This window comes from Exiguobacterium sp. KKT215 (assembly GCF_055635335.1).
Map to the genome: position 1 here is coordinate 1,835,202 of NZ_CM145756.1, position 23,547 is coordinate 1,858,748.

Sequence of the window (23,547 nt, forward strand, 5' to 3'; positions counted from 1 at the left end):
GTAGAGACAGAAAAAGAACAAAGGTGATGAGACTAGTGGCATATGATGGATTAATGACATATCGTGTTGTAACAGAATTACAAGCGCTCGTCGGGGGGCGCATCAATCGCGTGCACCAACCGTATTCGCTCGATTTGATGATTCAAGTCCGCTCGAACCGCCAAAGCGTCCAATTGCTCGTTTCGGCGAATGCGATGTACGCACGGCTCCAACTGACCGACAACCCGACCAAGAACCCGCAAGAACCGCCGATGTTTTGTATGATGCTCCGAAAACACATCGAAGGCGGCTTCATCACGGCAATCGAACAAGTCGGACGTGACCGTGTCATCGTCCTGTCGATCCGTTCACGAAACGAGCTCGGCGACGAAGAGAATAAGAAAGTGTATATCGAACTAATGGGGCGTCACTCGAACGTCGTCTTGACGAACGAGGACGGCAAGATTTTAGACGCCATCAAACATCTTCCGCCGTCACAAAACACATACCGGACAATCATGCCGGGCAGCGAGTACTTACTGCCACCGGCCCAAGACAAGTGTGATCCGTTGACGGAGCGTGAAGCCGGTTTGAAACGTATCGACTGGAACGCCGGCTCGCTCGACAAGCAGCTCGTGGCCAGTTTCGCCGGGCTCAGCCCGCAAATCGCCCAAGAGATCGTCCACCGGGCCAAACTCCCGAACCGGGCCAGCATCGAGGAGTCGTTCGTCAGCGTGATGAGCGACCTCGAAGGCCCTTACGTCTTCCAACAGCTCGCGTCGGGCAAAGAACGCTTCAGTCCAATCGTGCTCACGTCCGGTGAGATCACCTCTGAAGAGAGCTATGAGACGAGCAAAGACGTGCTCGACCGTTTCTTCTATGAGAAAGCGAACCGCGACCGTGTCAAACAACAAGCTCACGATGTCGAGCGTCTGCTCAAGTCCGAGCTTGAGAAAAACCTGTTGAAGCGTAAGCGACTGCTTGACGATTTGAAGGCGACGGAACGGTCCGACGAACTTCAGAAATACGGGGAGCTGTTGACAACATACTTGTTCCAGCTCGAGAAAGGCATGACCGTCGCCCACGTCGTCGATTATTACGACGAGGAAGGCGGCATGATCGACATCCCGCTCAACAAGCTCAAGACACCGAACGAGAACGCACAAGCGTACTACAAGAAATACAACAAGTTGAAAGTCGCCAAAGTCGAAGTACAGAAACAAATCGAATTGAACGACGCCGAAATTGAGTATTTAGAGACGCTCGTCGCCCAGCTCGACGTCGCCTCACCGGCCGACATCGTCGAGATTCGAGAAGAGTTGGCCGAAGGCGGCTACATGAAGCAACGGAATCAAAAGAAGAAACAGACGAAGAAAATTTCGCTCGAGGCGTATACGTCGTCGACGGGGACAGAGTTCTTCGTCGGGAAGAACAATACGCAAAACGATCATTTGACGTTCAAGTTCGCCCGTCGCGACGAGATTTGGCTTCATGTGAAAGATATTCCCGGATCCCACGTCATCATCCGTTCGGGCGAACCTGACGAGACGACGTTGCTCGAGGCGGCGACCGTCGCCGCTTATTTCTCGAAGGCCCGTGCCTCGAGCGGTGTGCCGGTCGATTACACGAAAGCACGTTACGTGAAAAAGCCGAGCGGTGCCAAGCCTGGATTCGTCATATATACGGACCAGCAGACGGTGTACGTCACGCCGGATGAGCGGCTCGTCAAATCACTCCAGCAATGAGTTCTGGCCACGTCACATGACGTGGCTTTTTCTTGTTAGCCCATGGTCACTCGTCCTCTCGGCGCCTACGCTTTCCGCAGGCAACCCCGGAGCCGCATCGCGACTCAATGTCGCTGCTGGGTCTCCGTTGGGTTGCTTTCCTGCAGGAGTCGGGACGCCGGCGGACGAACGAAAGGATTGGTACACGTCTGATCGACAGGCGAGCAGACACATGCCAAGGCCGGCACCCGAACTCCTAGGGGATAGCGATGCAAGGATGACCCTGTAAAGTGCGGCACGCACTGCGGAGGCATCCGCATCGCCCCAGGAACGGAGGGTGTCGCCAAAGGCATGTGTAAATATGACATCTCCACTTACATTGACAACAAATAAAGGCCCCGTCGCTAAAACGGGGCCTTCGTTTATTTCGGATTATGTTTGAACGCTTCGAGCTGTTCATGATAGTCGAGCAAGTGCCCGTGTAAAATTTCAGAAACGGATAAATCCTCATGCGGCAACGTGAACAGCGCATGCGGCTTGTCACACGTATAAAGGATATCGTGGTGATGCGCGAGGAGGTATAAAAACTCGGACTCGAACACCCGGCGTTCTTCCTCGTCCATGACCAATAGCGCCTCCCGATGTTCAGCGAGACTCTCGAGCAATAAGACGAGCTTGTCCTCAAGGTGAATCAATAACCGGTATTGCTTCATCGTCAAATGCTTCAATTTCACGTTCGTCACTTTCATATCCTCTTGGAGCATCATGTGCAGCTCCTGATGGCCGAGGATACGGGCCCGCGTCTCGAGCAACTCGGACGGCGACCCGACGAGCTCGCGCCAGTGCTGGAACATATACGCCGACGTCTTCCGAATCTCACTGAGCAACCGCTCCTCGTAACGAGGCGGCATGAACGCATAGTTGACACCGAGCGAGACGAAGACACCGACGGCCGTCAACAGGGAACGGGTCCACGCATAGTGGAAGAAGTCGGTCGTCGGGTTCTCGAGCATGAGCACGATCGCGAACGCCGCATACGTCGACATGTGCGTCTTATCGAACGTCGTATTGAGCGTGAGCGCGACGATGACGGCGAGCCCGATTGAAATCGGGTTGACCCCGAACGCATAGACGATCAGGAGACCGCACATGAGCCCGACCATCGTCCCGAAGATGCGGCTGAAGACGATTTTCGATGACCGTTTCACGGTCGGTTGCATCGCGACGACGGCCGCGATGGCCCCCATGCCTGAATAGATGCCGAACACGTACCAGGACAAAGCGATGGTGATGGCGACGGCGATGCCGGTTTTCAAAGTTCGAAGTCCGACTTTTGGGATGTAACGTTTGTTCATCATTTAAGCTCGACCTTTCCTGTCTCGGAAATGAGTTCGATGTTTGGTCGGTTCGAGTTCGACAGATGGTACACGCCGCCCCCGATTTCGTTGAACCGTTCCGACGCCGTCACGTTGCCTGTGGTCGTGACGTTCACTTGTCCGGTCGCATTACGCGGCGCGTACGCGAGCGTCCCCGCCTCCGTCTGAATCGTCATGCTTTGATTGACGACGATGTCGCTCACGGTCGCGTTCCGATACGAACGGATATCTCCCGTGACGACACGGACGGTTTCGAGTGTCGTATCACTCCGTGTTTCGACACGAAGCCGATCACTTTCGAGTTTTTTTACATTAACGGCGTTCGCCTCCAAGACGATCGTCTTGACAATCAATCCTTGGCCGGTCACTTGCTCGGCCTCGACTTCAATCGATGTCATCGAGCTCGGCAAGGCGACTCGGATTTTATAACGGGATGGTTCATCACTCGCCCGACTACCGAATTGACTGAATTGGCCGTAGCGCTCGACGACCGAAATCGTATCGCCGACCGATTTGACTTTGATGCGACGCTCTTTCGAGTTCGTCTGTAACACATCAATGTGGACTTTCTCATTCGTGCTACGAACGAATTCGACATTGCCGTGCGCCGTCTCGAGCCGAAGTTTCTTCATTTGATAGCGGTCCTCGTACGTGTCCCCAAGTGCCAACACGTGACTGAATATGAATAAATTCAAGAAGAAAATGAGGGGCAAGACGGTGAGGACGAGTCCGAACGCAAGTTTACGATGTTTCGGGATTGCTTGAAAACGGACTTTCAAGGATTTTCCCTTCATTCTAGAATACGCCATACACATCTCCTTTATTGACTGCTTTCCCTATTCTAACATGTTCAGTATGCCATGTACCGAATAGAAAAAGAATCCGCCCGGAGGTGGATTCTCGTTACAGATTATGAAGATAAGACACGTTCGCTCCAACCTGTCGGATCATTTCGCCAGTCCCGTAAGGAAGCATATTCTTCTTTACTGATGATTCGCTTCTTGACGGCAACGTCGAGCAAATCCGAAAGTGTAATCAGTGCATGCGCAGTGAAGCCGGAGTCTAACAGATTGATGGCGAGGCGGCTCAGACTGTAGGAGAAAATCGCTTGAATCTTGACGACTTCCCCGCCGGCTTCCTGAATCGCTTTGGCGGCCTCGATGCTCGACGAGCCGGTCGACAACAAGTCTTCAATCACGACGACACGAGCCCCCGGTTCAAACCGGCCCTCGATTTGATTCCCTTTCCCATGTCCTTTCGCACTCGAACGGACATAGACGAGCGGCAACCCGAGCCGGTCGGCGACAAGCGTCGCATGGGGAATTCCCGCTGTCGCTGTTCCGGCGATGACGTCGACATCGAGCGGACGGATCACCTCAACGAGCGCGTCGATGATGAGGTTGCGGACGTCAGGATAGCTGAGCGTCAAGCGATTGTCACAATAAATCGGACTCTTCATCCCGCTCGACCACGTATACGGGTTTTCCGGTGACAGGGTCACGGCCTCGATTTGTAATAAAGCTTCAGCGATTTGTCTCATAAGTTCGACTCCATTCTTGTAAGTAGTATGCATAGGCAGCGTTCGGGTCTTCAGCCCGGGTGATGGGTCGGCCGACGACGATGGCCGACACACCTGCGTCACGAGCCGCTTTCGGCGTGGCAATCCGGACTTGGTCGTCCGCTGTCTCGTTCATGCGGATACCGGGCGTCACGGTCAAAAATGACGAGCCGAGCGCTTGGCGAATCGAGTGGGCCTCATGCACGGACGCGACGACTCCGTCGAGCCCGGCCCGGTCGGCCATGGCAGCCTGGCGAAGGACGGCCTGTTCCAATCCCCCTTCGATGTGTAGCTCTTCGGCGAGCATTCGTTCATCGGTCGACGTCAACTGGGTGACCCCAATCAATTTCGTCGTATCAGTCACATCGCGTAAGCCGTCCAAGGCGTAACGCATCATCGTCTCGCCGCCGAGCGTATGGACGTTCGTCAACTCGACGCCGAGGCGGCCGATTTGACGGAGCGTCCGCCGTGCCGTCTCCGGGATGTCATGAACTTTGACGTCTAAGAAGACCGGGTACCCGCTGTCGACGAGTTGCTCGACAAAGCGGCCCCCTTCCCGATAGAACAGTTCCATCCCGACTTTGACGGCCGGTTTTTGTTCGATTCGTTCCAATAATCGGAACGCGTCGGCGCCCGTTTCGACATCAAGCGCGAGATACAGTCTGTTCATAAGCTTTCCCCCTGATGTCTAAAATATGATCGATCCCAAGTTCGTCAAGTCGTCCTGGTAACGCTTCGATGATTTCCTGACAGACGAAAGGATTTTCAAAATTGGCCGTTCCGACCGCGACTGCCGAAGCACCCGCATAAATGAACTCCAAGACGTCGTCGACCGTCCGCACGCCGCCCATCCCGATAATCGGGATCTCGACGGCCTGGGCGACCTCATAGACCATCCGAATGGCGACCGGTTTGACGGCCGGTCCAGACAAACCACCGATGCGGTTGGCGAGAATCGGCTGCCCGGTCGTGACGTCGATGCGCATCCCGACGAGCGTGTTAATCATCGTAATGCCATCGGCCCCGGCCGCTTCGACCGCTTTCGCCATCGCTGTGATTGACGTGACGTTCGGTGACAGTTTGACGTATACCGGTTTTGTTGACGCCGCTTTGACGAGTCGGGTCAATTCCGCCGCCATGTCGGGATCGGTCCCGAACTGCATCCCCCCGCACTTCACGTTCGGGCACGAGATGTTCAGTTCGAGCGCCTTGATGGTCGGGTCGGCACTGAGCTCTCGCGCGACATGAATGTACTCTTCGGGCGTCGAGCCGGCCACATTGGCGATAATCTCTGTATCGAACGCGGACAAGAACGGTAGTTTGTGTTCGATGATGGCGTCGACACCCGGGTTTTGGAGGCCGATGGCGTTCAACATGCCTTGTGCCGTCTCGGCGACCCGCGGCGTCCCGTTGCCGAATCGCGACTCGCCTGTCGCCGCCTTAATCATGATTCCGCCTAACATCGATAAGTCATAGAGTTTGGCGAACTCTTCCCCAAATCCGAAACAGCCTGATGCCGGCATAATCGGATTCTTTAACTGTAAGCCTGGCAAATCGACGTGTAGTCTCATAGCGTCACCTCTTCTGCCCGAAATACCGGTCCGTCACTGCACACTTTGACGTAACCGCTTGGCGCTTCGCACACGCAAGCGAAACAAGCGCCGATGCCACACCCCATCCGATTCTCAATCGAGATATATCGCTCTTCGATATGTGACGCGGCGACCGCTTTCAGCATCGGTTCCGGCCCGCAGCTGAATAAGACATCGGCGTCGACCCGCGCGAGCGGACTGGTCACAAATCCCATTTCTCCATACGTTCCATCGACCGTCGTGATGATCGTCTCCCCAAGTTCACGGAACGCGTCTTCATAAAAAATGCTCGTTTTCGTATCAAACCCGAGAATTGCTACCGTCTCGATGCCACGGGCGGCGAGCAGGCGCCGCGTGTAGTAGAGCGGCGGCACCCCGATGCCCCCGCCGACGAGCACGACCCGTTTACCCGTCTGTTCAAGCGGGAAACCGTTGCCGAGCGGTCCGAGGACGTCTAAGACGTCTCCCGTCCGACGCGCGGCCAAATCTGCCGTCCCGCTGCCGATCACTTTATACAGGAATGTGACGACGTTGTCTTCGACGTTCGCGACCGAGAGCGGCCGGCGCAACAGCTCTGACGTCTTCACATGGAAGAACGTGCCCGGCGCAACGGCCTGCGGTGCGATCTCGATTTTCATCTCCATCGTCGCCGTCGCAATCAATCGGTTCGATAAAATGGTCGCGAGTTGTCTCATACGGTCACCCCGAATGTCGTGAAGGCCGGTAAACTCGTCGTTTGGAACGACAGGCTCTCGATGACTTGGAGCAGCGCCTCGACCGTGTCGAGCGACGTCAAGCAGAGCACCCCTTGCTCGGCCGCGGCCCGACGGATGATGAACCCGTCTTTCGTCGCAAGGGCGTCACGCGTCGTCGTGTTCAAGACGATATCGACTTCCCCTCGTTCGATGACGCTCAGCATCGTCTCTCCGGCCTCATTGATTTTCCCGACCGGGTGGACCGGCAAGCCATCTGCCGAGAGCGCCTGCGCCGTGCCAGACGTGGCCATCAGGCGGAATCCGAGTCGGTTGAAACGGCGGGCGATGTCGAGCGCCTCTTCCTTGTCTTGGTCGGCGACCGTCAACAGGACGTTCCCTTTCAAGGCGATCGTCATGCCGGCGGCGACGAGTCCTTTATATAACGCCTTTTCGAGCGTGCGATCTGTCGCCATGACTTCACCGGTCGATTTCATCTCCGGCCCAAGTGATGGGTCGACTTCTTTCAGTTTCGCGAAACTGAATACCGGGACTTTGACCGAAATCGCGTCCGCTTCCGGATGTAAGCCGGTCCCTAAACCGAGGTCTTTCAAACTCGTTCCGAGAATCGTCTGCGTGGCGATGCGTGCGACCGGAAGGCCCGTCACTTTAGAGATGAACGGGACGGTCCGGCTCGCCCGCGGGTTGACCTCGATGACGTATAAGTCGTCCGCGTAGACGAACTGGATATTGAGCAACCCTTTGATCCGGAACGCCTTGGCGAGTTTAATCGTGTAATCGACGACTTTCTGTTTCAACGCTTCGCTCAACCGCTGCGGCGGGTACACGGCAATCGAGTCGCCCGAGTGGACCCCGGCCCGTTCGATATGTTCCATGATGCCCGGGATGTAGACGTCCGTCCCGTCACAGATGGCGTCGACTTCAATCTCGATGCCCGTCAAGTAGCGGTCAATCAGTACGGGACGGTCTTTCGAGGCGACGACGGCGTGGCGCATATACCGCTCGAGCTCCGAGCGCTCATAAACGATTTCCATCGCCCGGCCGCCGAGGACGTATGATGGGCGGACGAGTACCGGATAGCCAAGCATGTCGGCACACGCGACGGCCTCTTCGACCGTGACCGCCGTCTTGCCTGGAGGTTGGGCGAGCTGTTCGGCCGAGAGCGTCGCTTCGAACGCTTTCCGGTCTTCGGCGCGATCGATGTCTTCAAGCGATGTCCCTAAAATCTGGACCCCTTCTGCTTCGAGCGAGGCTGCCAAGTTGATGGCCGTCTGGCCACCGAACTGGACGATGACGCCGAGTGGCTGTTCGTTGCGGATGACCTCGAGTACGTCCTCGGTCGTAAGCGGTTCGAAGTAGAGCCGGTCCGAGATTGAGAAGTCGGTCGACACCGTCTCCGGGTTGTTGTTTATGATGATCGCTTCATAACCTGCGTCACGAATCGTCTGAATCGAGTGGACGGTCGCGTAGTCGAACTCGACACCTTGACCGATGCGGATTGGGCCCGAGCCGAGGACGAGAATCGACGGCTTGTCCGTCTTCACGGCCTCGTTCTCAACTTCGTACGTCCCGTAAAAGTATGGTGTTTCCGAGGCGAACTCAGCCGCACACGTGTCGACCATCTTGTACACCGGACGGATGCCCCAGTCGTTCCGAAGCGACGTCACCGTCTCCACGTTCTCGTTTATGATGCGGGCGATCATCTTATCGCTGAACCCGAGACGCTTCGTTTCGACGAGTCGTTCTTTCGTGAGCGGCTCAAGCCGGAGCGTCTCTTCATGTTGCCAAATCCGTGCGAGTTTCGATAGGAAGAAACGGTCGATTTTCGTCAGCTCATGCAGCTGTTCCGTCGAATAACCGCGACGGAGTGCCTCATAAAGCATCCAGAGTCGCTCATCAGTCGGCGTCGTCAACTCGCGATTGAGCTCATCCGTCGTCAATTGTGCGAGCCGTGGTACGGCCAAGTCTTCTGTCCCGAGTTCAAGCGAACGGACAGCCTTAAGGAGCGCTTCCTCCAAGTTGCGGCCGATCGCCATCACTTCCCCGGTCGCTTTCATCTGAGTGCCGAGCCGGCGGTCAGCCGTCTCGAACTTATCGAAAGCGAAGCGCGGAATCTTAGCGACGACATAGTCGAGCGCCGGTTCGAACGAGGCGTAACTCGTCTCCGTCACCGGGTTCTTCAATTCTGACAACTTGTATCCGACCGCTACTTTCGCAGCCAACTTGGCGATCGGATATCCCGTCGCTTTCGAGGCGAGCGCCGAACTGCGGGAGACACGTGGGTTGACCTCGATGACGTAGTACGTGAAGCTGTCCGGGTCAAGGGCGAACTGGATGTTGCATCCCCCTTCGATGCCGAGAGCGCGGATGATGTCGAGTGAGACGCTGCGGAGCATCTGATAGTCGCGGTCCGACAGTGTCTGCGTCGGAGCGAAGACGATCGAGTCGCCCGTATGGACCCCGACCGGATCAAAGTTTTCCATCGCACAGACGATGATGGCCTGGTCGCTCGAATCGCGCATCACTTCATACTCGACTTCTTTCATGCCGGCAATCGATTTCTCGAGCAACACTTGTGTCACTGGACTCGCTTTCAGCCCTGATTCGACGAACTGTTCGAATTCATTCCGGTCATGGGCAATCCCGCCACCGGTTCCTCCGAGCGTGTACGCCGGACGGATGATAATCGGATAGCCGATCCGGTAGGCAAAGCCCCAAGCCGACTCGAGCGACTGCACGATTTCGCTTTCCGGGACCCCGTGGCCGAGCTTATACATGAGGTCGCGGAACTGTTCCCGGTCCTCAGCTTGTTCGATGGCCGATAATTTTGTCCCGAGCAATTCGACGCCACAATCTTCAAGCACGCCGCGACGATCGAGTTCCATCGCCAAGTTGAGACCGGTCTGGCCGCCGAGTGTGGCCAGGAGCGCGTCCGGTCGCTCTTGACGGATAATCCGTTCGACGAACTCCGGTTCGAGCGGTTCGATATAGACACGGTCCGCCGTCGTCGGGTCGGTCATGATCGTCGCCGGGTTCGAGTTGACGAGGATGACTTCATATCCTTCTTCTTTCAAGGCAAGACACGCCTGGGTACCAGCATAGTCAAATTCTGCCGCCTGTCCGATGACGATTGGGCCGGATCCGATTACAAGGATTTTCTGAATATCTGGTCGTTTTGGCATGTCACATTCCTACTTTCTGTTTGTTTTCTTGAACGAGTTGCATGAAACGGTCAAATAAATCGTTGGCGTCGTATGGACCCGGTGCCGCCTCGGGATGGTATTGGACCGAGAACGTCGGATGATGTAGATGCTTCACACCTTCGACCGTGCCATCGTTGACGGCGCGATGCGTGACGACGAGTCCTGTCGTCGCGAGCGACGCTTCATCGACTGCGTAGCCGTGGTTTTGGGACGTGATTGTCACCGCTCCGGTCTCTAGTTCGACCACGGGATGGTTGGCACCGCGATGACCGAACGGGAGTTTGAACGTGTTGGCACCGCTCGCGAGTGCAATCAACTGATGGCCGAGACAGATTCCGAAGATCGGGAGTGTCGGCATGAGGCGCTCGATGAGCGGTAACGCCGTCGGGACGTCTTTCGGATCCCCCGGTCCGTTCGACAGCATGACGCCGTCCGGCTCATAGCGCATCACTTCTTCTGCCGTCACGTCGTGCGGCAAGACGACGACTTCACAGTCGCGTTTCACGAGTTCACGCATGATGCCGAGCTTCGCGCCGAAATCGATGAGGGCAATCCGTGGACCGCTGCCGGTGCTGACATACGCCCGCTTCGTCGAGACACGCTCGACTTGATTGGTCGGCAGGAGAACATCGAAGCGGTGTTGGACCGTCTCCCACGTCGAGTCGCCGTCGACCATGACACCGCGCATGACGCCGAGTGAGCGCAAGTGACGCGTCAACATGCGTGTGTCGACTCCTGCTAGACCCGGGATGTTGAAGCGTTTGAGCGTATCATGAAGCGTCGCGGTCGAGCGGAAGTTCGACGGTGTGTCGCACACTTCTTTGACGATGAGCCCTTTCGCCATCGGAACGGTCGTCTCGAAATCTTCGCGGTTGACGCCATAGTTCCCGATCAACGGATTCGTCAACACGATGAGTTGGTCACAGTAAGACGGGTCAGACAACATCTCTTGATATCCGGTCATCCCAGTCTGGAAGACGACTTCCCCGATCGTCTCCACACTTGCACCAAACGCTGTTCCTACAAATGAAGTACCGTCCTCAAGCCATAATGTTCGTTTCATCGAATCTCCCCTTATATACGATTTTTCCAGCCACGATGGTCATCACCGGCCAGCCAACTAGTTTCTTCCCAGCGAACGGTGTGTTCTTCCCTTTCGAGCGGAACGTCGTCGGATCGACGACCCGCTCCGTCTCCGGGTCGATGAGGGCGAGGTCCGCCGCCCGGCCGACTTCAATCACACCGTACGGCAACCCGAACACGTCGCTCGGTCGTTTCGTCATCCACTCGATGAGCGCCGCCTCTTCCATATGTCCCGTTTTGACGAACGTCGTGTACAAGAGCGGGAACGCCGTCTCGAAACCGGTGATCCCGAACGGGGCCCGTTCCATGCCGGCCGCTTTCTCCTCGGCCGTGTGCGGGGCGTGGTCGGTCGCGATCATATCGATCGTGCCATCGAACAAGCCCTCGAGTAGCGCCTCCCGGTCGTCCGCACTCCGGAGCGGTGGATTCATTTTAAAGTTCGGGTCGAGGCCTGGGATATCGTCTTCACAGAGGATGAGGTGATGCGGTGTCACTTCGGCCGTGACCCGGATGCCGGCTCGTTTGGCGTCGCGGATGACGCGCACCGACTGTCGTGACGAGACGTGGCAGACGTGATAGTGACAGCCTGTCTCTTCGGCGATCAAGACGTCCCGGGCGATATGGATGCTCTCGGCGAGGCTCGGGATGCCTTGGATGTCATGTTCTTCACTGAACCGGCCTTCGTGGACCGAACCGGCCTTGAGCGTATTGTCCTCGCAATGGGCGACAATCGCCTTGTCGAGTCGTTTCGCTTCCCGCATCGCCGCGCGCATCATCGCTGCCGATTGGACGCCAACTCCGTCGTCGGTGAAGGCGAATGAATCTGCGAGCGAGGCCATGTCGACTTGCTCGGTACCGAGCTGTCGTTTCGTGATGGCGGCGTATGGCAGGACACGCACGATGGCGTCTTGCTCGATTTTAGCCAACAGCTGGTCCATCGTTGCGCGGTCGTCTGGGACCGGACGCGTGTTCGGCATCGCACAGATTGTGGTGAATCCGCCGGCTGCAGCCGCCTCTGTCCCGGTCTTGATTGTCTCTTTCTTCTCCCCACCCGGTTCGCGCAAGTGGACGTGGACATCGACGAGTCCTGGGATGAGTAGCATCCCTGTCGCATCAATCACTTCGTGTCCTTCAGTCGTGCCGTTATAGTCGACCGAGCGGATCTCGCCGTCTTCAATCAATAGCGTCGTCGTCCGTTTCGTATTCCCGTCATACCAAGTTGCGTGTTGAAGTATCATAATTGTCCCCCTAATGCTCGATTTAAGATGGCCATCCGGGCGTAAACACCGTTCGTCATCTGTGGAAAGATACGCGACTGTGGATGTTCGATTAAACTGCCGGCAATCTCGACGTCCCGATTGACCGGGGCCGGATGCATGATGATGGCTTGCGGTTTCATCCGCTCGACGCGTTCCGGCGTCAAGCCGTAGCGTACATGGTAATCTTCTTTCGAGAAGATATCGCCCATGATGTGGCGTTCGTGCTGGACGCGCAGCAACATGATGACGTCACAGTCGGCCAACACGTCGTCGAGGTCACGATGCTCGAGCCCCATCGACTCGTCCCACCAGGAGGCGGGACTACAGCCGACGACGTTCGCGCCGAGCCGCTTGAGCACCGAGGCGTTCGAGCGGGCGACACGGCTATGAACGAGGTCACCGCAGATGGCGATATTCAATCCTTCGAACGTCTTGAACTCTTCAAAGATCGTGACGAGGTCGAGGAGTGACTGGGACGGATGTTCCCCGCTCCCGTCACCGCCGTTCAACACCGGGATATTCAATGTTTCGACGAGTTCATGGTAGTAGCCCGACTCCGGATGGCGGATGACGAGGGCATCGACCCCGATCGCCTCGAGCGTCTTGCACGTGTCGTAGAGCGTCTCACCTTTCGTCACCGATGACGTCGCCACGTCGAACGGGATCTCCTGGACCTTCAAGTGCCGTTCGGCCATTTGAAACGAATTTTTCGTTCGCGTCGAGTTTTCAAAGAATAAATTCGCGACCGTCTTCCCATCGAACAATGGGGGCATGTTCCCTTGTTTATAGCGGAGTGACTCCTCGATCAAACCCATAATCTCGTCGAGGGATAGCGTGTCCAGGCTGACAAAATGCTTCGGTTGTTGTTTGATGATGTTCATGTTCGTCTCCTCCTTTTATGTGAAGGCAAAGAGAAAAGGCGTCTCTTCACCTACGTGAAGGGACGCCTTTATCTGGGCAGAACACACCCAAATAAACGAGCCTTCACTTTGCCGACCTCACGGGATCGAATTAAAAGTTACTTGCTTGTCGTGTGTCTTCAGTTGTTTCGGCAGCAGGTTCTTCCACGCTTTCCGCTTTTGGCAAGAAGGCGTTCAAGAGAATCCCGACGACCGTTGCGAGCGCCATCCCTTGGACCGGGAAGCTACCGAGTTGAACCATCGCCCCACCGAGTCCGATGACGAGGATGACCGAGGCGATGATGAGGTTGCGTTTCTCGGCGAGATCGACGTTGCTCTCGACCATCGTCCGGAGACCGTTCGAGGCGATGACCCCGAACAAGAGGATCGAGATGCCGCCTTTGACCGGGTTCGGAATCGTCGAGATGAACGCTTCGACGTGTCCGAGGAATCCGAAACTGATGGCCATGAGCGCCGCTCCGGCGATGACGTAGACGCTATACACTTTCGTGATAGCCATGACCCCGTTGTTCTCACCGTAAGTCGTACACGGTGGACCACCGAGTGCCGAGGCGACCGCTTTCCCGACCCCGTCGCCGAGGAGGGTCCGATGGAGACCTGGGTCTTTCATCGTCTCGCGGCCGATGATTTTCGACGTGACCATCTGGTCGCCGATATGTTCCGTCATCGTGACGAGTGCGACTGGGACGATGGCGAGGAGTGCCCCGACTTGCCACATCGGCATGTAGTCGACGAACACCATCGTGAAGTCAGGCAGTTGGAACAAACTCGCTTGTCCGAGCGCCGAGTAGTCGATGATTCCGAACAGTGCGGCGATGAAGTAACCACCGATGATTCCGAACAAGATCGGAACAGCGCCCCATACTCCTTTGAGCGTCGTCATGGCGAGAATCGTAATACCGAGCGTGAGCAACGCGACGGTGATGAACGTTCCGTTGTATGCCCCGTCCTTATTCATCGACATGTCGATGGCGACCGGTGCGAGCGATAAGCCGATGACCATGATGACCGGACCGACGACGACCGGCGGCAGCAAGCGTAGCAACCAGTTCACGCCTGTCTTATAGATGACGAGCGAGACGACGCCGTAGACGGAACCGGCGATGATGCCTCCGAACAAGGCGGCTTCGACACCCCATTGTTGACTGACGGCGATAATCGGCGCGATGTACGCGAAGCTCGATCCGAGATAAGTTGGGACTTTGAAACGTGTGATTGCTAGGAATGAGAGCGTGGCCACACCGGAAGCGACGAGGGCGACGGACGTGCTTAGGCCCGTCAAAATCGGGACTAAAATCGTCGCTCCGAACATGGCGAAGACGTGTTGCAGGCTGAAGAGCAGCCATTGCGGTAAGTGAGCGGGACGCTCGTGGATGTTGAGGATGGGTTTCATATGTGGTTCTCCTTCCTGGCCTCTCTGGACCACCTTAAAGGTTTTTGATTATTGCTGTTTGATGAATACTTCGTCGGTCGCATCGACTTCACTGAGTCTGACGACGACTTGTTCCGACTTCGACGTCGGGACGTTCTTGCCGACAAAGTCGGGGCGAATCGGTAACTCACGGTGTCCGCGGTCGATCAAGACGGCGAGCTGGATATAATCCGGCCGACCGTGGTCGACGAGCGCGTCCATGGCAGCCCGCACTGTCCGGCCTGTATAAAGGACGTCGTCAATCAAGACGACCGTCTTGCCGTTGATATCATGCGGTAACTCGGTCGCTTTCACTTCCGGGTCGAGTGATTTCTTTGATAAGTCATCCCGGTAGAGCGTGATGTCTAAGTTGCCGAGGGCAATCGGTTTGCCTTCGATTTCTTCGATTCGGCGGGCGAGCCGGTCGGCGAGCGTCTCGCCTCTGGTTTTAATCCCGACGAGTACGACGTTGTCCGTCCCTTTGTTTCGCTCGATAATCTCATGGGCAATTCGGGTAAGTGCGCGGCGGATGGCCGCTTCGTCTAAAATGGTGGAACGTTTCAACTAGTTCCCCCCTCTCACAAATTATATAAAAAAAGAAGACTTCCTCATCCGGCTGGAAAAGGAAGTCTTCATATGTGAGGGCAGACCTCTGCCTCAAATAATCGACGTGTCGTGGCCGCGGCCACAATCCTTTCACAGCCTCTCTGGACTGGGTTTAAAGGTGTTATGCTTCCTAGACTATAAATCGGAATCGGTTGAAAGTCAACGCGTTTTCTCGATTTTGTCTAATTTGGCAAGCTCCGCCTCGAAGTCGGCTGGGAGTTTCGCCTCGAATTCAAGCCATTCGTTCGTGCGTGGATGGAAGAAACCGAGCGTCGCCGCGTGGAGCGCCTGACCGTTCAATTGAATCGTACGGCGTGGACCGTATTTCGGGTCACCAGCAAGCGGATGGCCGATATAACGCATGTGAACGCGGATTTGGTGCGTCCGTCCCGTCTCCAATTTACACTCGACGAGCGTGAAATCTTTGTATCGCTCGAGCAGACGGAAGTGCGTGATCGCTTCTTTCGCGTTCTTGTCGGTCACCGTCATCCGTTGACGGTCGTTCGTGTCACGTCCGATTGGCGCTTCGATTGTCCCAAGTTCATGGGCGACTTCGCCGTGGACGAGGGCGATATATTCACGCTTGATTTTACGATCCTTCAACTGGCTCGCGAGCGATTCGTGGGCCACATCATTTTTCGCGACCATGAGAAGACCGGTCGTGTCTTTGTCGATGCGGTGGACGATGCCTGGACGTTTGACGCCATTGATGCCTGACAAATCGTCACAGTGGTAAAGGAGCGCGTTGACGAGCGTCCCTGACGTATGGCCGGCCGCCGGATGGACGACCATGCCGCGTGCCTTATTGACGACGATGACATCCTCGTCCTCATAGACGACGTCGAGCGGGATATCCTCAGGTAACACTTCGAGTTCGACGGCATCTGGGACCGTCACGACGATTTCGTCGCCTTCTTGCAATTTATAGTTCGGCTTGACGATCTGTCCATTGACGAGCAGGTCTCCCGCCTTGATCCAGTCTTGGATTTGCGAACGTGACCAATCACTTTGTTCGCTCATCCATTTATCGATACGAGCCTTTTCTTCGGCGACAAATGTGTAAGTTTCCATTACGATTGTCCCCTTTCTTTGTTTAATTTTTCTTCGAACAAGACGCCGATGATCATAAAGATGACCCCGAACGTGAGCGCCATATCGGCGACATTAAAAATGGGGAAGTTGTATCCGAACGGGTACGTGTCGACAAAGTCGACGACTTCTCCACGGAAGAGACGGTCGATAAAGTTCCCGATGGCACCGGCGAGTAGCAACCCGACGCTATAACCGAGCAAATCGAACCCGTTCACTTCTTTATGCAAGAAGTAAATCAAACCGACGACGACGATGGCCGTGACGATAAAGAAGAACACCATCTGCCCTTCGAGCATGCCCCAAGCCGCACCTTTATTACGGTAAGACGTCAAATAAAGCAACCCAGGGATGAGTTCAATCGACTGTCCGATCGTCATCGTCTGGACGACGATCCATTTGGTCACTTGGTCGAGCAAAATGAGGAAAAGTGCTAATCCGTAGTAACGTTTCATCAGATTCTCCTTTCAAGTCATAAGAAACCGGAGTGGACGATCGCCACTCCGGTCCGGCTTATGCGATGACTTCTGTACAACGCGGGCAAAGCTCTGGGTGCTGTTCGTCTTGACCAAGTTCAGTCGAGTACGTCCAGCAGCGGGCACAAGCGGCACCATCAGCTTTCAAGACGCTGATTTCTGCTGTCGCATAATCGACATCAGCCGAGTCGACGTAATCAAGCTGTGACACTTGTAGCAATTGGCGCACGTTGTCGATCGTCTCGAGCAACTGTTTCGTCTCACCTTTCGGCGCGACGAGCAACTTCGCTTCGAGCGGTTTCCCGATCAATTTCTCACCACGTGCAATCTCGATCGCTTTCAAGACGTCGTCACGGAACGTGAGGAACTTCGACCATTTCGCAAGCAACGCCTTCTCGTCTTCCGACAATGCCGCTACTTCGTCAAGGTCCGTCAAGAAGACGCTATCCCCTTGTTTCGCCGGCACTTCTTGCCATACCTCATCCGCCGTGTGCGGAAGGATTGGGGCGAGCAATTTCGTGAGCGTGACGACCGTGTCATACATGACCGTTTGAACGGCACGACGACGCGCATCATCTTCGCGCTCGATATACAGGATATCTTTCGTGAAGTCGAGATAGAATGACGACAACTCGTTGACACAGAAGTTATGGCTCAAGTGATAGACGGCCATGAAGTCGAACGTGTCGTATGCTTTGACGACTTTCGCTTGAAGCTGTTTGAGTTTTGTCGCCATGAAGCGGTCCGCTTCCGGCATGTCTTCGAACGCGACACGCATCGACGGGTCGAATCCGTTCAAGTTACCGAGCAAGAAGCGCAACGTGTTGCGGATTTTCCGGTATACTTCCGACACTTGTTTAAAGTTATCGTGTGACGCGCGGACATCTGACTGATAGTCGACCGACGACACCCAAAGACGGACGATTTCTGCTCCGTACTGTTTGACGAGGTCGTTCGGTGCAATCGTGTTACCGAGTGACTTCGACATCTTGCGTCCGTCTCCGTCGAGAACGAAACCGTGGCTGAGCACGTTGCGATACGGCGCTTTGCCAGTCGTCGCGACAGCCGTCGAGAGTGACGAGTTGAACCAGCCGCGGTATTGGTCCGATCCTTCAAGGTACAAGTCGGCCGGGCGGCGCAAGTTGTCGCGCTGTTCGAGTACGCCCGCATGTGACGAACCTGAGTCGAACCAAACGTCCATGATGTCGAGCTCTTTACGGAACTCGCCGTTCGGGCTGTTCGGGTGTGTGAAGCCTGCTGGCAACAAGTCTTTCGCTTCACGCTCATACCAGACGTTCGATCCGTGCTCGTGGAACAAGTTGGCGATATGTTCGATCGTCTCGTTCGTGATGATCTCCGTTCCGTCTTCGGCATAGAAGATCGGGATTGGAACACCCCAGGCACGTTGACGGCTGATGACCCAGTCCCCACGGTCACGGACCATGTTGTAAAGACGTGTCATGCCCCATTCCGGCACCCAGTTCACTTCTTCGATTTCACGGAGCATATCGGCACGGAAGTCTTTGATTGAGGCGAACCATTGCGGTGTCGCGCGGAAGATGACCGGTTTCTTCGTACGCCAGTCGTGCGGGTACGAGTGTTTGATGAATTTCAAGTTGAGGAGATAGCCGTTCTCTTCGAGCTTCATCCCGATTTGTTTGTTCGCGTCTTCATAGAACAAGCCTTCGAAACCTGGCGCCTCATCCGTCATATAACCACGGTCGTCGACCGGGCACAAGACGTCGAGTCCGTACGCTTGTCCGACACGATAGTCGTCTTCCCCGTGTCCAGGTGCCGTATGGACGAGACCTGTCGCATCAGCCGTGACGTGATCGCCAATCATGACGAGCGAGGTCCGGTCGTAAAGCGGGTGTTGCGCCGTCATGTGTTCGAACTCACGTCCGTTCCAAGAACCGCTCACCGTGTAATCCGTCCACTTGAGTGCCGTCGTCACTTCTTCCACGAGCGATTCGGCGACGATATAGCCTTTGCCGTCATGCTCGATACGCGTATACGTCAACTCGTCGCTGACCGCGATCCCGAGGTTGGCTGGAATTGTCCATGGTGTCGTCGTCCAGATGACGAAATGATCGGTCGTCTGAAGAACGTCTTTCCCGTCGACGACTTGGAACGCCACGTAAATGGCCGGTGACTTCTTGTCATAATATTCGATTTCCGCCTCAGCGAGCGCCGATTCAGAAGAAGGTGACCAATAGACCGGTTTCTTCCCTTTATAGATGTAGCCTTTTTCGGCCATCGTCCCGAAGAGACGGATTTGAGCCGCTTCGTATTCTGGGAGGAGCGTGATGTACGGGTTGTCAAAGTCAGCGAGCAACCCGAGGCGTTTGAACTGTTCACGTTGCGAGTTCACTTGTTCCATCGCATACGCTGCACACTTCTCACGGAACTCGGCGACCGTCATTTCTTTGCGGTTGACACCCGCTTTTTGAAGCGCGTTCTCGATTGGGAGACCGTGTGTGTCCCAGCCCGGAATCATCGGTGACTGGTAGCCGTTCAATGATTTGAAACGGACGATGATGTCTTTCAATACTTTGTTGAGCGCGTGGCCCATATGGATGTCGCCGTTCGCGTACGGAGGTCCGTCGTGAAGGATGTATTGCGGTTTCCCGGCGTTTTTCTCTTGGACGCGGTTGTATAGGTCCATTTGTTCCCAAGCCTCATGCATCGCTGGCTCACGTTTTGGCAGATTTCCGCGCATCGCGAATTCTGTGTCAGGCATCAATAGTGTGTCTTTGTAGTTCATTGAAACTCCTCCTGCAACTTTTTTTTGACAACAAAAAAACCCGCCCCTAATAGGGACGAGTTGGTCGACTCGCGGTACCACCCTACTAATCTCAAGGAAACCCTCGAGACCGCTCTTGGTAACCGATAACGAGGTCAGGCGGTCGCGCTTACTAACTTCAGCCCGACACTCATAGGGGATACCGATAAAGTCTTTCTCTTAGGCTTGCACCTTCCCTAAGTCGCTTCGTAGGTATGACTTTATCGACGTGTCCTAATCGACGTATTGTGTATTATCCGTGATGTTTTGTTGGTATGACTTCGTCGTCATTATACGCAAGTTCGGTCGTATCGTCAAGAACCGTCTGGACCGGCGGCTCCCCGACAATCGTGTCCCATTCTGTACTGTTCAAGAGCTCCATCTGAGCATCGACGAGGACGCGGAACCGGGTCCGGTACAATTCGACTTTCTTGAGCATTTGAATGACTTCACGTTCGGCGAGCTGCTCTTTGCGTGACGCTTCTTCCTCACGGGCGAGCGCCTCACGTTCAGCTTGCTTCAAAATGAGACTCGCTTCCTTGGCCGCGTTCGTCTTCACTTCTTCGGCTGCCTCTTGGGCGACGATAATCGATTTGTTCAACGTGTCTTCCATCGAGGAGAAGTAGTCAATGCGAGCTTGCATATCGTTGACGAGTTCTTCGTACCTTCTATTCTCACGAATCAATAGTTCAAATTCTTTAATGATTTGATCTAAAAATTCATTGACCTCATCGATGTCGTACCCGCGAAAACGAGTCGAGAACTCTTTATTATGAATATCAATCGGTGTCAACGCCATTCGACTTTCCTCCTAAGTTCAACGTATGATGCCATACTGGATTTTTATTTTCTCACGCTTTGTCGAGCCGAGAATCGCCGTCAGTTTGACACGGCCATACCCTCGGATCGAGACCAAATCGTCTGGTTCAAGGATGAAGCTCGGATCATCGATCGGTTTATGGTTCACTTTACAGTCTCCATGTTTGACGAGCGCCTGGGCTTTTTGTCGGGATAACCCGAGCACTTCGCTGACGACCGTGTCAAATCGGAGTGATGAGACGATGCCGAACTCATCGCTCCATTTGACTTCCGGTACGACGAACACGGCTTCGGGCGCCACTTCTGAGATGCGAATCCGGGCCTTGCCGACCCGATCGACGTTCATCTCGATGAAACCGGCCGCCTCACGCGTCGTGGCGAATTGCGCGATGCCCTCGTCGAGGACGACGTCTCCAAACTTCTGCCGCTTCAACCCGGCGTTCAAGAGCGTCCCCGTCACTTGACGGTGCGTCAATTCGACGAATTTGGTCGGATAGTCGATTTGACGAATCGCAATCTCGAAGTCGTTCGGGTCGAGCTCGTAATAATCCGGGGCCAGGATGAGACGACGCCGTTCCGCGCCGACAAATCCGCTATCCTCGTAAATCGCGAGCTGCTTGCCGACGAGTTGCCGGACGATTTGTTGCTCGCGTGGATCTAAAAAGTCCGTCACTTTCAACATATAGTTGTCCTCGACTTGTTGAACCCAATCGAGCACTTGCTCGATAAATGCCCGTTCATTCGGTCGATAATGATCGAAGACGCTCATTTAAATACCGAAAATCGCACGCACTCCAAATTGCGCCATCCGTAGCACAAATAAAGCGACGATTGGGGAGATGTCGAGCATCCCGCCGATTGGTGGGATGATGCGACGAAACGGATTCAAAAACGGTTCGCACAGATACGACAAGATTTGACCAAATTTTGATTCACGCGCATTCGGGAACCACGATAATAAAATATAGGCAATCAAGACCCAGCTATAATATCCAAGCAATGTAACGATCGTGTTGCCTAACGCAGGTATAGCATTTTCCATTCAGTTACCACCCTTTACTATTGAGTTCGTCCTCCGAAATCAAGTTCGAGATCGACCCCGTCAACTCGATGTTGTTCGGAGTACATAGAATCGTGTTATGTCCAATCGACGTCATCGTCCCTTCTAACGCATAGACGACACCTGACAAGAAGTTGACGACTTGACGAGACTGCTCTTTCGACATCCGTTGAAGGTTGACGATGACGGCCCGGTTTTCTTTCAACTGGTCGCTGATGTCTTGGGCCTCAGCGAATACACGCGGCTCGGCCAAGACGACTTTTGAACGTTCTTTCTTCTTCGTGTTCAACGCGACGATATTGTTCGATGTTTTCGGACGGTCCTCCGTTTTGACGATTGCCTCCGTCATCGGTTGTGTCTTCGTTTCGGCGACAGCATACTCGTCTCCTTCGAACTGGTTGTTCGGATCTTCCTCGAGTCCAAAGAAGTCCTTCATTTTGTTTTTGATTGACATAACGGATTCCTCCTTAAAATATATTATTGCACAAGTACGGTTCCAATACGAACAAACGATGCGCCTTCTTCGATTGCCAACGTGTAGTCGTTCGACATACCCATTGACAGTTCGGTACACGGTGCATGCGCATAGGCATGACGCGCGACGTCATCGCGCAACTGTCTCAAGTTTCGGAACGTCTCCCGAATCACCGTCTCGTCCTCTGTGAACGGGGCCATCGTCATCAGGCCGATGATCCGCACGTGAGGATACTGTTTACAGTTCTCGATGAACGGGATGACTTCCTCTTTTTCGAGACCATGTTTTGACGCTTCGCCCGATACGTTCACTTGCACGAAACAATCGATCACGCCTTGGGCGCGTTTATCGATCTCTTCGGCGAGCGAGATGCGGTCGAGCGAATGAATCGCTGCCACATGGTCGATAATTTGTCTCACTTTACGTGTCTGCAGGCTGCCGATGAAATGGAACTTGGCATCAGCCGGCAACTGCTCGACTTTCTCAAGCAATCCTTCGGGACGATTTTCGCCGAAGTCGCGGATGCCTTCTGCATAGAGGGCGTTCGCCACGTCGGGACCGACCGATTTCGTGACCGCGATGAGCGTCACCGCTTGATCGGCCCGATGCGCGTCGATCGTCTGTCTGACTTGCTTCACATTATTGGCTATACTCACGATTTCTTCTCCTTGACGAGGACGGCCGCAAAACGACGCTTGGCGTCTCCATTCCGATACGAGAAAAACGTCTGATCAGAAACGGTCGACAAGTTCGATTGGGTGACCTCGATATTTCGTTCCACAGCGAGCGTCTCGTTCACTTGCTGCAGGGATAGACGGGCATGGCCCGCTCGTTCGTCCATGACCGCTGATGCATACGCAGCCGGTGAGACCGCTTCGACCGCATCCAGGACGCGGCGGTCGACCTCATAATGTTCGGCTGTGATGGCCGGCCCGACGAACATGTCGATGGCTTCGGCCGGAACGCCGAGCGTGGCGAACGCATCCGTCATCGCGGCGACGATATTCCCGACCGTCCCTTTCCACCCGGCATGGGCCACACCGATGACGCCATGGTCCTCGGCACAGAAGAAGAGCGGGACACAGTCGGCAAAGACGAGGGCGAGTGGCAACGCGTCGGCCGTCGTGATGAGGCCGTCCGTCGCCGGAATCGTCTCGTCATAGGAATACGCGCCTTTGCCGCGGTCGGCGTCACCGACGACTTCGACGTTCGTCTGATGGACTTGGTCGGCCCACACCGAATCCGCGAGGGCAAGACCGGCCGCGTCAAAGAAGTACTCCCGATTGGCGACGACCTGATCTGCGTCATCGCCGACGTGGAGTCCGACGTTGCCTTCATTATGTCCGTCCGTCCGGGTCGTCACATAAGCCTGATAGCGATACGTTTCGGTTTCCCATGTATGTAACAGTCGCATATGATTCT

22 protein-coding genes are annotated in these 23,547 nt (G+C 55.1%); 1 reads left to right on the top strand and 21 read right to left on the bottom strand.

From position 1 onward, the window contains the following. The first annotated feature begins 35 nt into the window (after positions 1 to 35). Entirely contained in the window at positions 36 to 1,724 is a 1,689-nt protein-coding gene (locus tag ACZ2GZ_RS09555) for an Rqc2 family fibronectin-binding protein (protein WP_214714076.1), read from the top strand. Positions 1,725 to 2,125: 401 nt separating this feature from the next. Here the strand turns inward: ACZ2GZ_RS09555 and ACZ2GZ_RS09560 are convergent, their stop codons facing one another. From ACZ2GZ_RS09560 to pgeF, 21 genes are all read right to left on the bottom strand, one after another. Further along, a complete protein-coding gene (locus tag ACZ2GZ_RS09560) occupies positions 2,126 to 3,061 on the bottom strand; it encodes an FUSC family protein (protein ID WP_021067068.1) in 936 nt (311 codons plus the stop codon). Further along, the gene (locus tag ACZ2GZ_RS09565; RefSeq protein ID WP_251135216.1) at positions 3,058 to 3,873 is read right to left on the bottom strand and encodes a hypothetical protein; all 816 of its coding nucleotides are present in this window, start codon (positions 3,871 to 3,873) and stop codon (positions 3,058 to 3,060) included. Before ACZ2GZ_RS09565 ends, ACZ2GZ_RS09560 begins: the two co-directional genes overlap by 4 nt. Before the next feature lie 116 nt (positions 3,874 to 3,989). Beyond that, positions 3,990 to 4,619 carry an orotate phosphoribosyltransferase gene (gene pyrE / locus ACZ2GZ_RS09570; RefSeq protein WP_131471147.1) on the bottom strand — a complete coding sequence of 210 codons (630 nt, stop codon included), beginning with the start codon at positions 4,617 to 4,619 and terminating at the stop codon, positions 3,990 to 3,992. Continuing rightward, a complete protein-coding gene (gene pyrF / locus ACZ2GZ_RS09575) occupies positions 4,603 to 5,307 on the bottom strand; it encodes an orotidine-5'-phosphate decarboxylase (protein ID WP_131471146.1) in 705 nt (234 codons plus the stop codon). Before pyrF ends, pyrE begins: the two co-directional genes overlap by 17 nt. Then, positions 5,282 to 6,208, bottom strand: a complete 927-nt coding sequence (locus tag ACZ2GZ_RS09580; protein ID WP_214713814.1) for a dihydroorotate dehydrogenase — start codon at positions 6,206 to 6,208, stop codon at positions 5,282 to 5,284. Before ACZ2GZ_RS09580 ends, pyrF begins: the two co-directional genes overlap by 26 nt. Then, entirely contained in the window at positions 6,205 to 6,924 is a 720-nt protein-coding gene (locus tag ACZ2GZ_RS09585; RefSeq protein ID WP_131471144.1) for a dihydroorotate dehydrogenase electron transfer subunit, read from the bottom strand. Before ACZ2GZ_RS09585 ends, ACZ2GZ_RS09580 begins: the two co-directional genes overlap by 4 nt. Then, the gene (gene carB, locus ACZ2GZ_RS09590; protein WP_470295197.1) at positions 6,921 to 10,124 is read right to left on the bottom strand and encodes a carbamoyl-phosphate synthase large subunit; all 3,204 of its coding nucleotides are present in this window, start codon (positions 10,122 to 10,124) and stop codon (positions 6,921 to 6,923) included. Before carB ends, ACZ2GZ_RS09585 begins: the two co-directional genes overlap by 4 nt. Before the next feature lies 1 nt (position 10,125). Further along, positions 10,126 to 11,208 (bottom strand): carbamoyl phosphate synthase small subunit, encoded by a 1,083-nt coding sequence (locus ACZ2GZ_RS09595; protein WP_029595727.1) that lies wholly within the window; start codon positions 11,206 to 11,208, stop codon positions 10,126 to 10,128. Continuing rightward, positions 11,186 to 12,466, bottom strand: coding sequence for a dihydroorotase (locus ACZ2GZ_RS09600; protein ID WP_214713819.1), 1,281 nt, complete (start codon positions 12,464 to 12,466; stop codon positions 11,186 to 11,188). Before ACZ2GZ_RS09600 ends, ACZ2GZ_RS09595 begins: the two co-directional genes overlap by 23 nt. Continuing rightward, entirely contained in the window at positions 12,463 to 13,368 is a 906-nt protein-coding gene (locus tag ACZ2GZ_RS09605) for an aspartate carbamoyltransferase catalytic subunit (protein WP_021067059.1), read from the bottom strand. The genes ACZ2GZ_RS09600 and ACZ2GZ_RS09605 overlap by 4 nt, the downstream gene beginning before the upstream one ends. Positions 13,369 to 13,498: 130 nt before the next feature. Further along, a complete protein-coding gene (locus tag ACZ2GZ_RS09610; protein WP_214713821.1) occupies positions 13,499 to 14,800 on the bottom strand; it encodes a uracil-xanthine permease family protein in 1,302 nt (433 codons plus the stop codon). A 48-nt stretch (positions 14,801 to 14,848) separates the two neighbouring features. Next, positions 14,849 to 15,382 carry a bifunctional pyr operon transcriptional regulator/uracil phosphoribosyltransferase PyrR gene (gene pyrR, locus ACZ2GZ_RS09615; RefSeq protein WP_021067057.1) on the bottom strand — a complete coding sequence of 178 codons (534 nt, stop codon included), beginning with the start codon at positions 15,380 to 15,382 and terminating at the stop codon, positions 14,849 to 14,851. A 201-nt stretch (positions 15,383 to 15,583) separates the two neighbouring features. Continuing rightward, the gene (locus ACZ2GZ_RS09620; protein WP_021067056.1) at positions 15,584 to 16,495 is read right to left on the bottom strand and encodes an RluA family pseudouridine synthase; all 912 of its coding nucleotides are present in this window, start codon (positions 16,493 to 16,495) and stop codon (positions 15,584 to 15,586) included. Next, positions 16,495 to 16,968: a signal peptidase II gene (gene lspA, locus ACZ2GZ_RS09625; protein ID WP_021067055.1), complete on the bottom strand. Its 474-nt coding sequence runs from the start codon at positions 16,966 to 16,968 to the stop codon at positions 16,495 to 16,497. Before lspA ends, ACZ2GZ_RS09620 begins: the two co-directional genes overlap by 1 nt. A 58-nt stretch (positions 16,969 to 17,026) precedes the next feature. Next, the gene (gene ileS, locus ACZ2GZ_RS09630) at positions 17,027 to 19,753 is read right to left on the bottom strand and encodes an isoleucine--tRNA ligase (RefSeq protein WP_470295198.1); all 2,727 of its coding nucleotides are present in this window, start codon (positions 19,751 to 19,753) and stop codon (positions 17,027 to 17,029) included. A 271-nt stretch (positions 19,754 to 20,024) separates the two neighbouring features. Beyond that, on the bottom strand, positions 20,025 to 20,570 hold the full coding sequence (locus ACZ2GZ_RS09635) for a DivIVA domain-containing protein (RefSeq protein ID WP_021067053.1): 546 nt from the start codon (positions 20,568 to 20,570) through the stop codon (positions 20,025 to 20,027). A gap of 18 nt (positions 20,571 to 20,588) precedes the next feature. Next, positions 20,589 to 21,359, bottom strand: a complete 771-nt coding sequence (locus tag ACZ2GZ_RS09640; protein ID WP_214713825.1) for a YlmH family RNA-binding protein — start codon at positions 21,357 to 21,359, stop codon at positions 20,589 to 20,591. Then, on the bottom strand, positions 21,360 to 21,632 hold the full coding sequence (locus ACZ2GZ_RS09645) for a YggT family protein (protein WP_021067051.1): 273 nt from the start codon (positions 21,630 to 21,632) through the stop codon (positions 21,360 to 21,362). Between the two features lie 4 nt (positions 21,633 to 21,636). After that, entirely contained in the window at positions 21,637 to 22,104 is a 468-nt protein-coding gene (locus ACZ2GZ_RS09650) for a cell division protein SepF (RefSeq protein ID WP_029595732.1), read from the bottom strand. A gap of 23 nt (positions 22,105 to 22,127) precedes the next feature. After that, a complete protein-coding gene (locus ACZ2GZ_RS09655; RefSeq protein ID WP_214713827.1) occupies positions 22,128 to 22,781 on the bottom strand; it encodes a YggS family pyridoxal phosphate-dependent enzyme in 654 nt (217 codons plus the stop codon). Further along, positions 22,778 to 23,539 (bottom strand): peptidoglycan editing factor PgeF, encoded by a 762-nt coding sequence (pgeF, locus tag ACZ2GZ_RS09660; protein ID WP_214713829.1) that lies wholly within the window; start codon positions 23,537 to 23,539, stop codon positions 22,778 to 22,780. The genes ACZ2GZ_RS09655 and pgeF overlap by 4 nt, the downstream gene beginning before the upstream one ends. Positions 23,540 to 23,547: the final 8 nt, after the last annotated feature.

Bases quoted from the DNA above. Each gene is read 5' to 3' on its own strand.
- ACZ2GZ_RS09605 (WP_021067059.1), bottom strand. From the start codon at position 13,368: ATGAACATCATCAAACAACAACCGAAGCATTTTGTCAGCCTGGACACG.
- ACZ2GZ_RS09600 (WP_214713819.1), bottom strand. From the start codon at position 12,466: ATGATACTTCAACACGCAACTTGGTATGACGGGAATACGAAACGGACG.
- ACZ2GZ_RS09560 (WP_021067068.1), bottom strand. From the start codon at position 3,061: ATGATGAACAAACGTTACATCCCAAAAGTCGGACTTCGAACTTTGAAA.
- ACZ2GZ_RS09595 (WP_029595727.1), bottom strand. From the start codon at position 11,208: ATGAAACGAACATTATGGCTTGAGGACGGTACTTCATTTGTAGGAACA.
- ACZ2GZ_RS09645 (WP_021067051.1), bottom strand. From the start codon at position 21,632: ATGGAAAATGCTATACCTGCGTTAGGCAACACGATCGTTACATTGCTT.
- lspA (WP_021067055.1), bottom strand. From the start codon at position 16,968: ATGAAACGTTACTACGGATTAGCACTTTTCCTCATTTTGCTCGACCAA.
- ACZ2GZ_RS09620 (WP_021067056.1), bottom strand. From the start codon at position 16,495: ATGGAAACTTACACATTTGTCGCCGAAGAAAAGGCTCGTATCGATAAA.
- ACZ2GZ_RS09610 (WP_214713821.1), bottom strand. From the start codon at position 14,800: ATGAAACCCATCCTCAACATCCACGAGCGTCCCGCTCACTTACCGCAA.
- ACZ2GZ_RS09580 (WP_214713814.1), bottom strand. From the start codon at position 6,208: ATGAGACTACACGTCGATTTGCCAGGCTTACAGTTAAAGAATCCGATT.
- ACZ2GZ_RS09585 (WP_131471144.1), bottom strand. From the start codon at position 6,924: ATGAGACAACTCGCGACCATTTTATCGAACCGATTGATTGCGACGGCG.
- ACZ2GZ_RS09635 (WP_021067053.1), bottom strand. From the start codon at position 20,570: ATGGCGTTGACACCGATTGATATTCATAATAAAGAGTTCTCGACTCGT.
- carB (WP_470295197.1), bottom strand. From the start codon at position 10,124: ATGCCAAAACGACCAGATATTCAGAAAATCCTTGTAATCGGATCCGGC.
- ACZ2GZ_RS09650 (WP_029595732.1), bottom strand. From the start codon at position 22,104: ATGTCAATCAAAAACAAAATGAAGGACTTCTTTGGACTCGAGGAAGAT.
- ileS (WP_470295198.1), bottom strand. From the start codon at position 19,753: ATGAACTACAAAGACACACTATTGATGCCTGACACAGAATTCGCGATG.
- ACZ2GZ_RS09565 (WP_251135216.1), bottom strand. From the start codon at position 3,873: ATGAAGGGAAAATCCTTGAAAGTCCGTTTTCAAGCAATCCCGAAACAT.
- pgeF (WP_214713829.1), bottom strand. From the start codon at position 23,539: ATGCGACTGTTACATACATGGGAAACCGAAACGTATCGCTATCAGGCT.
- ACZ2GZ_RS09640 (WP_214713825.1), bottom strand. From the start codon at position 21,359: ATGAGCGTCTTCGATCATTATCGACCGAATGAACGGGCATTTATCGAG.
- pyrF (WP_131471146.1), bottom strand. From the start codon at position 5,307: ATGAACAGACTGTATCTCGCGCTTGATGTCGAAACGGGCGCCGACGCG.
- pyrE (WP_131471147.1), bottom strand. From the start codon at position 4,619: ATGAGACAAATCGCTGAAGCTTTATTACAAATCGAGGCCGTGACCCTG.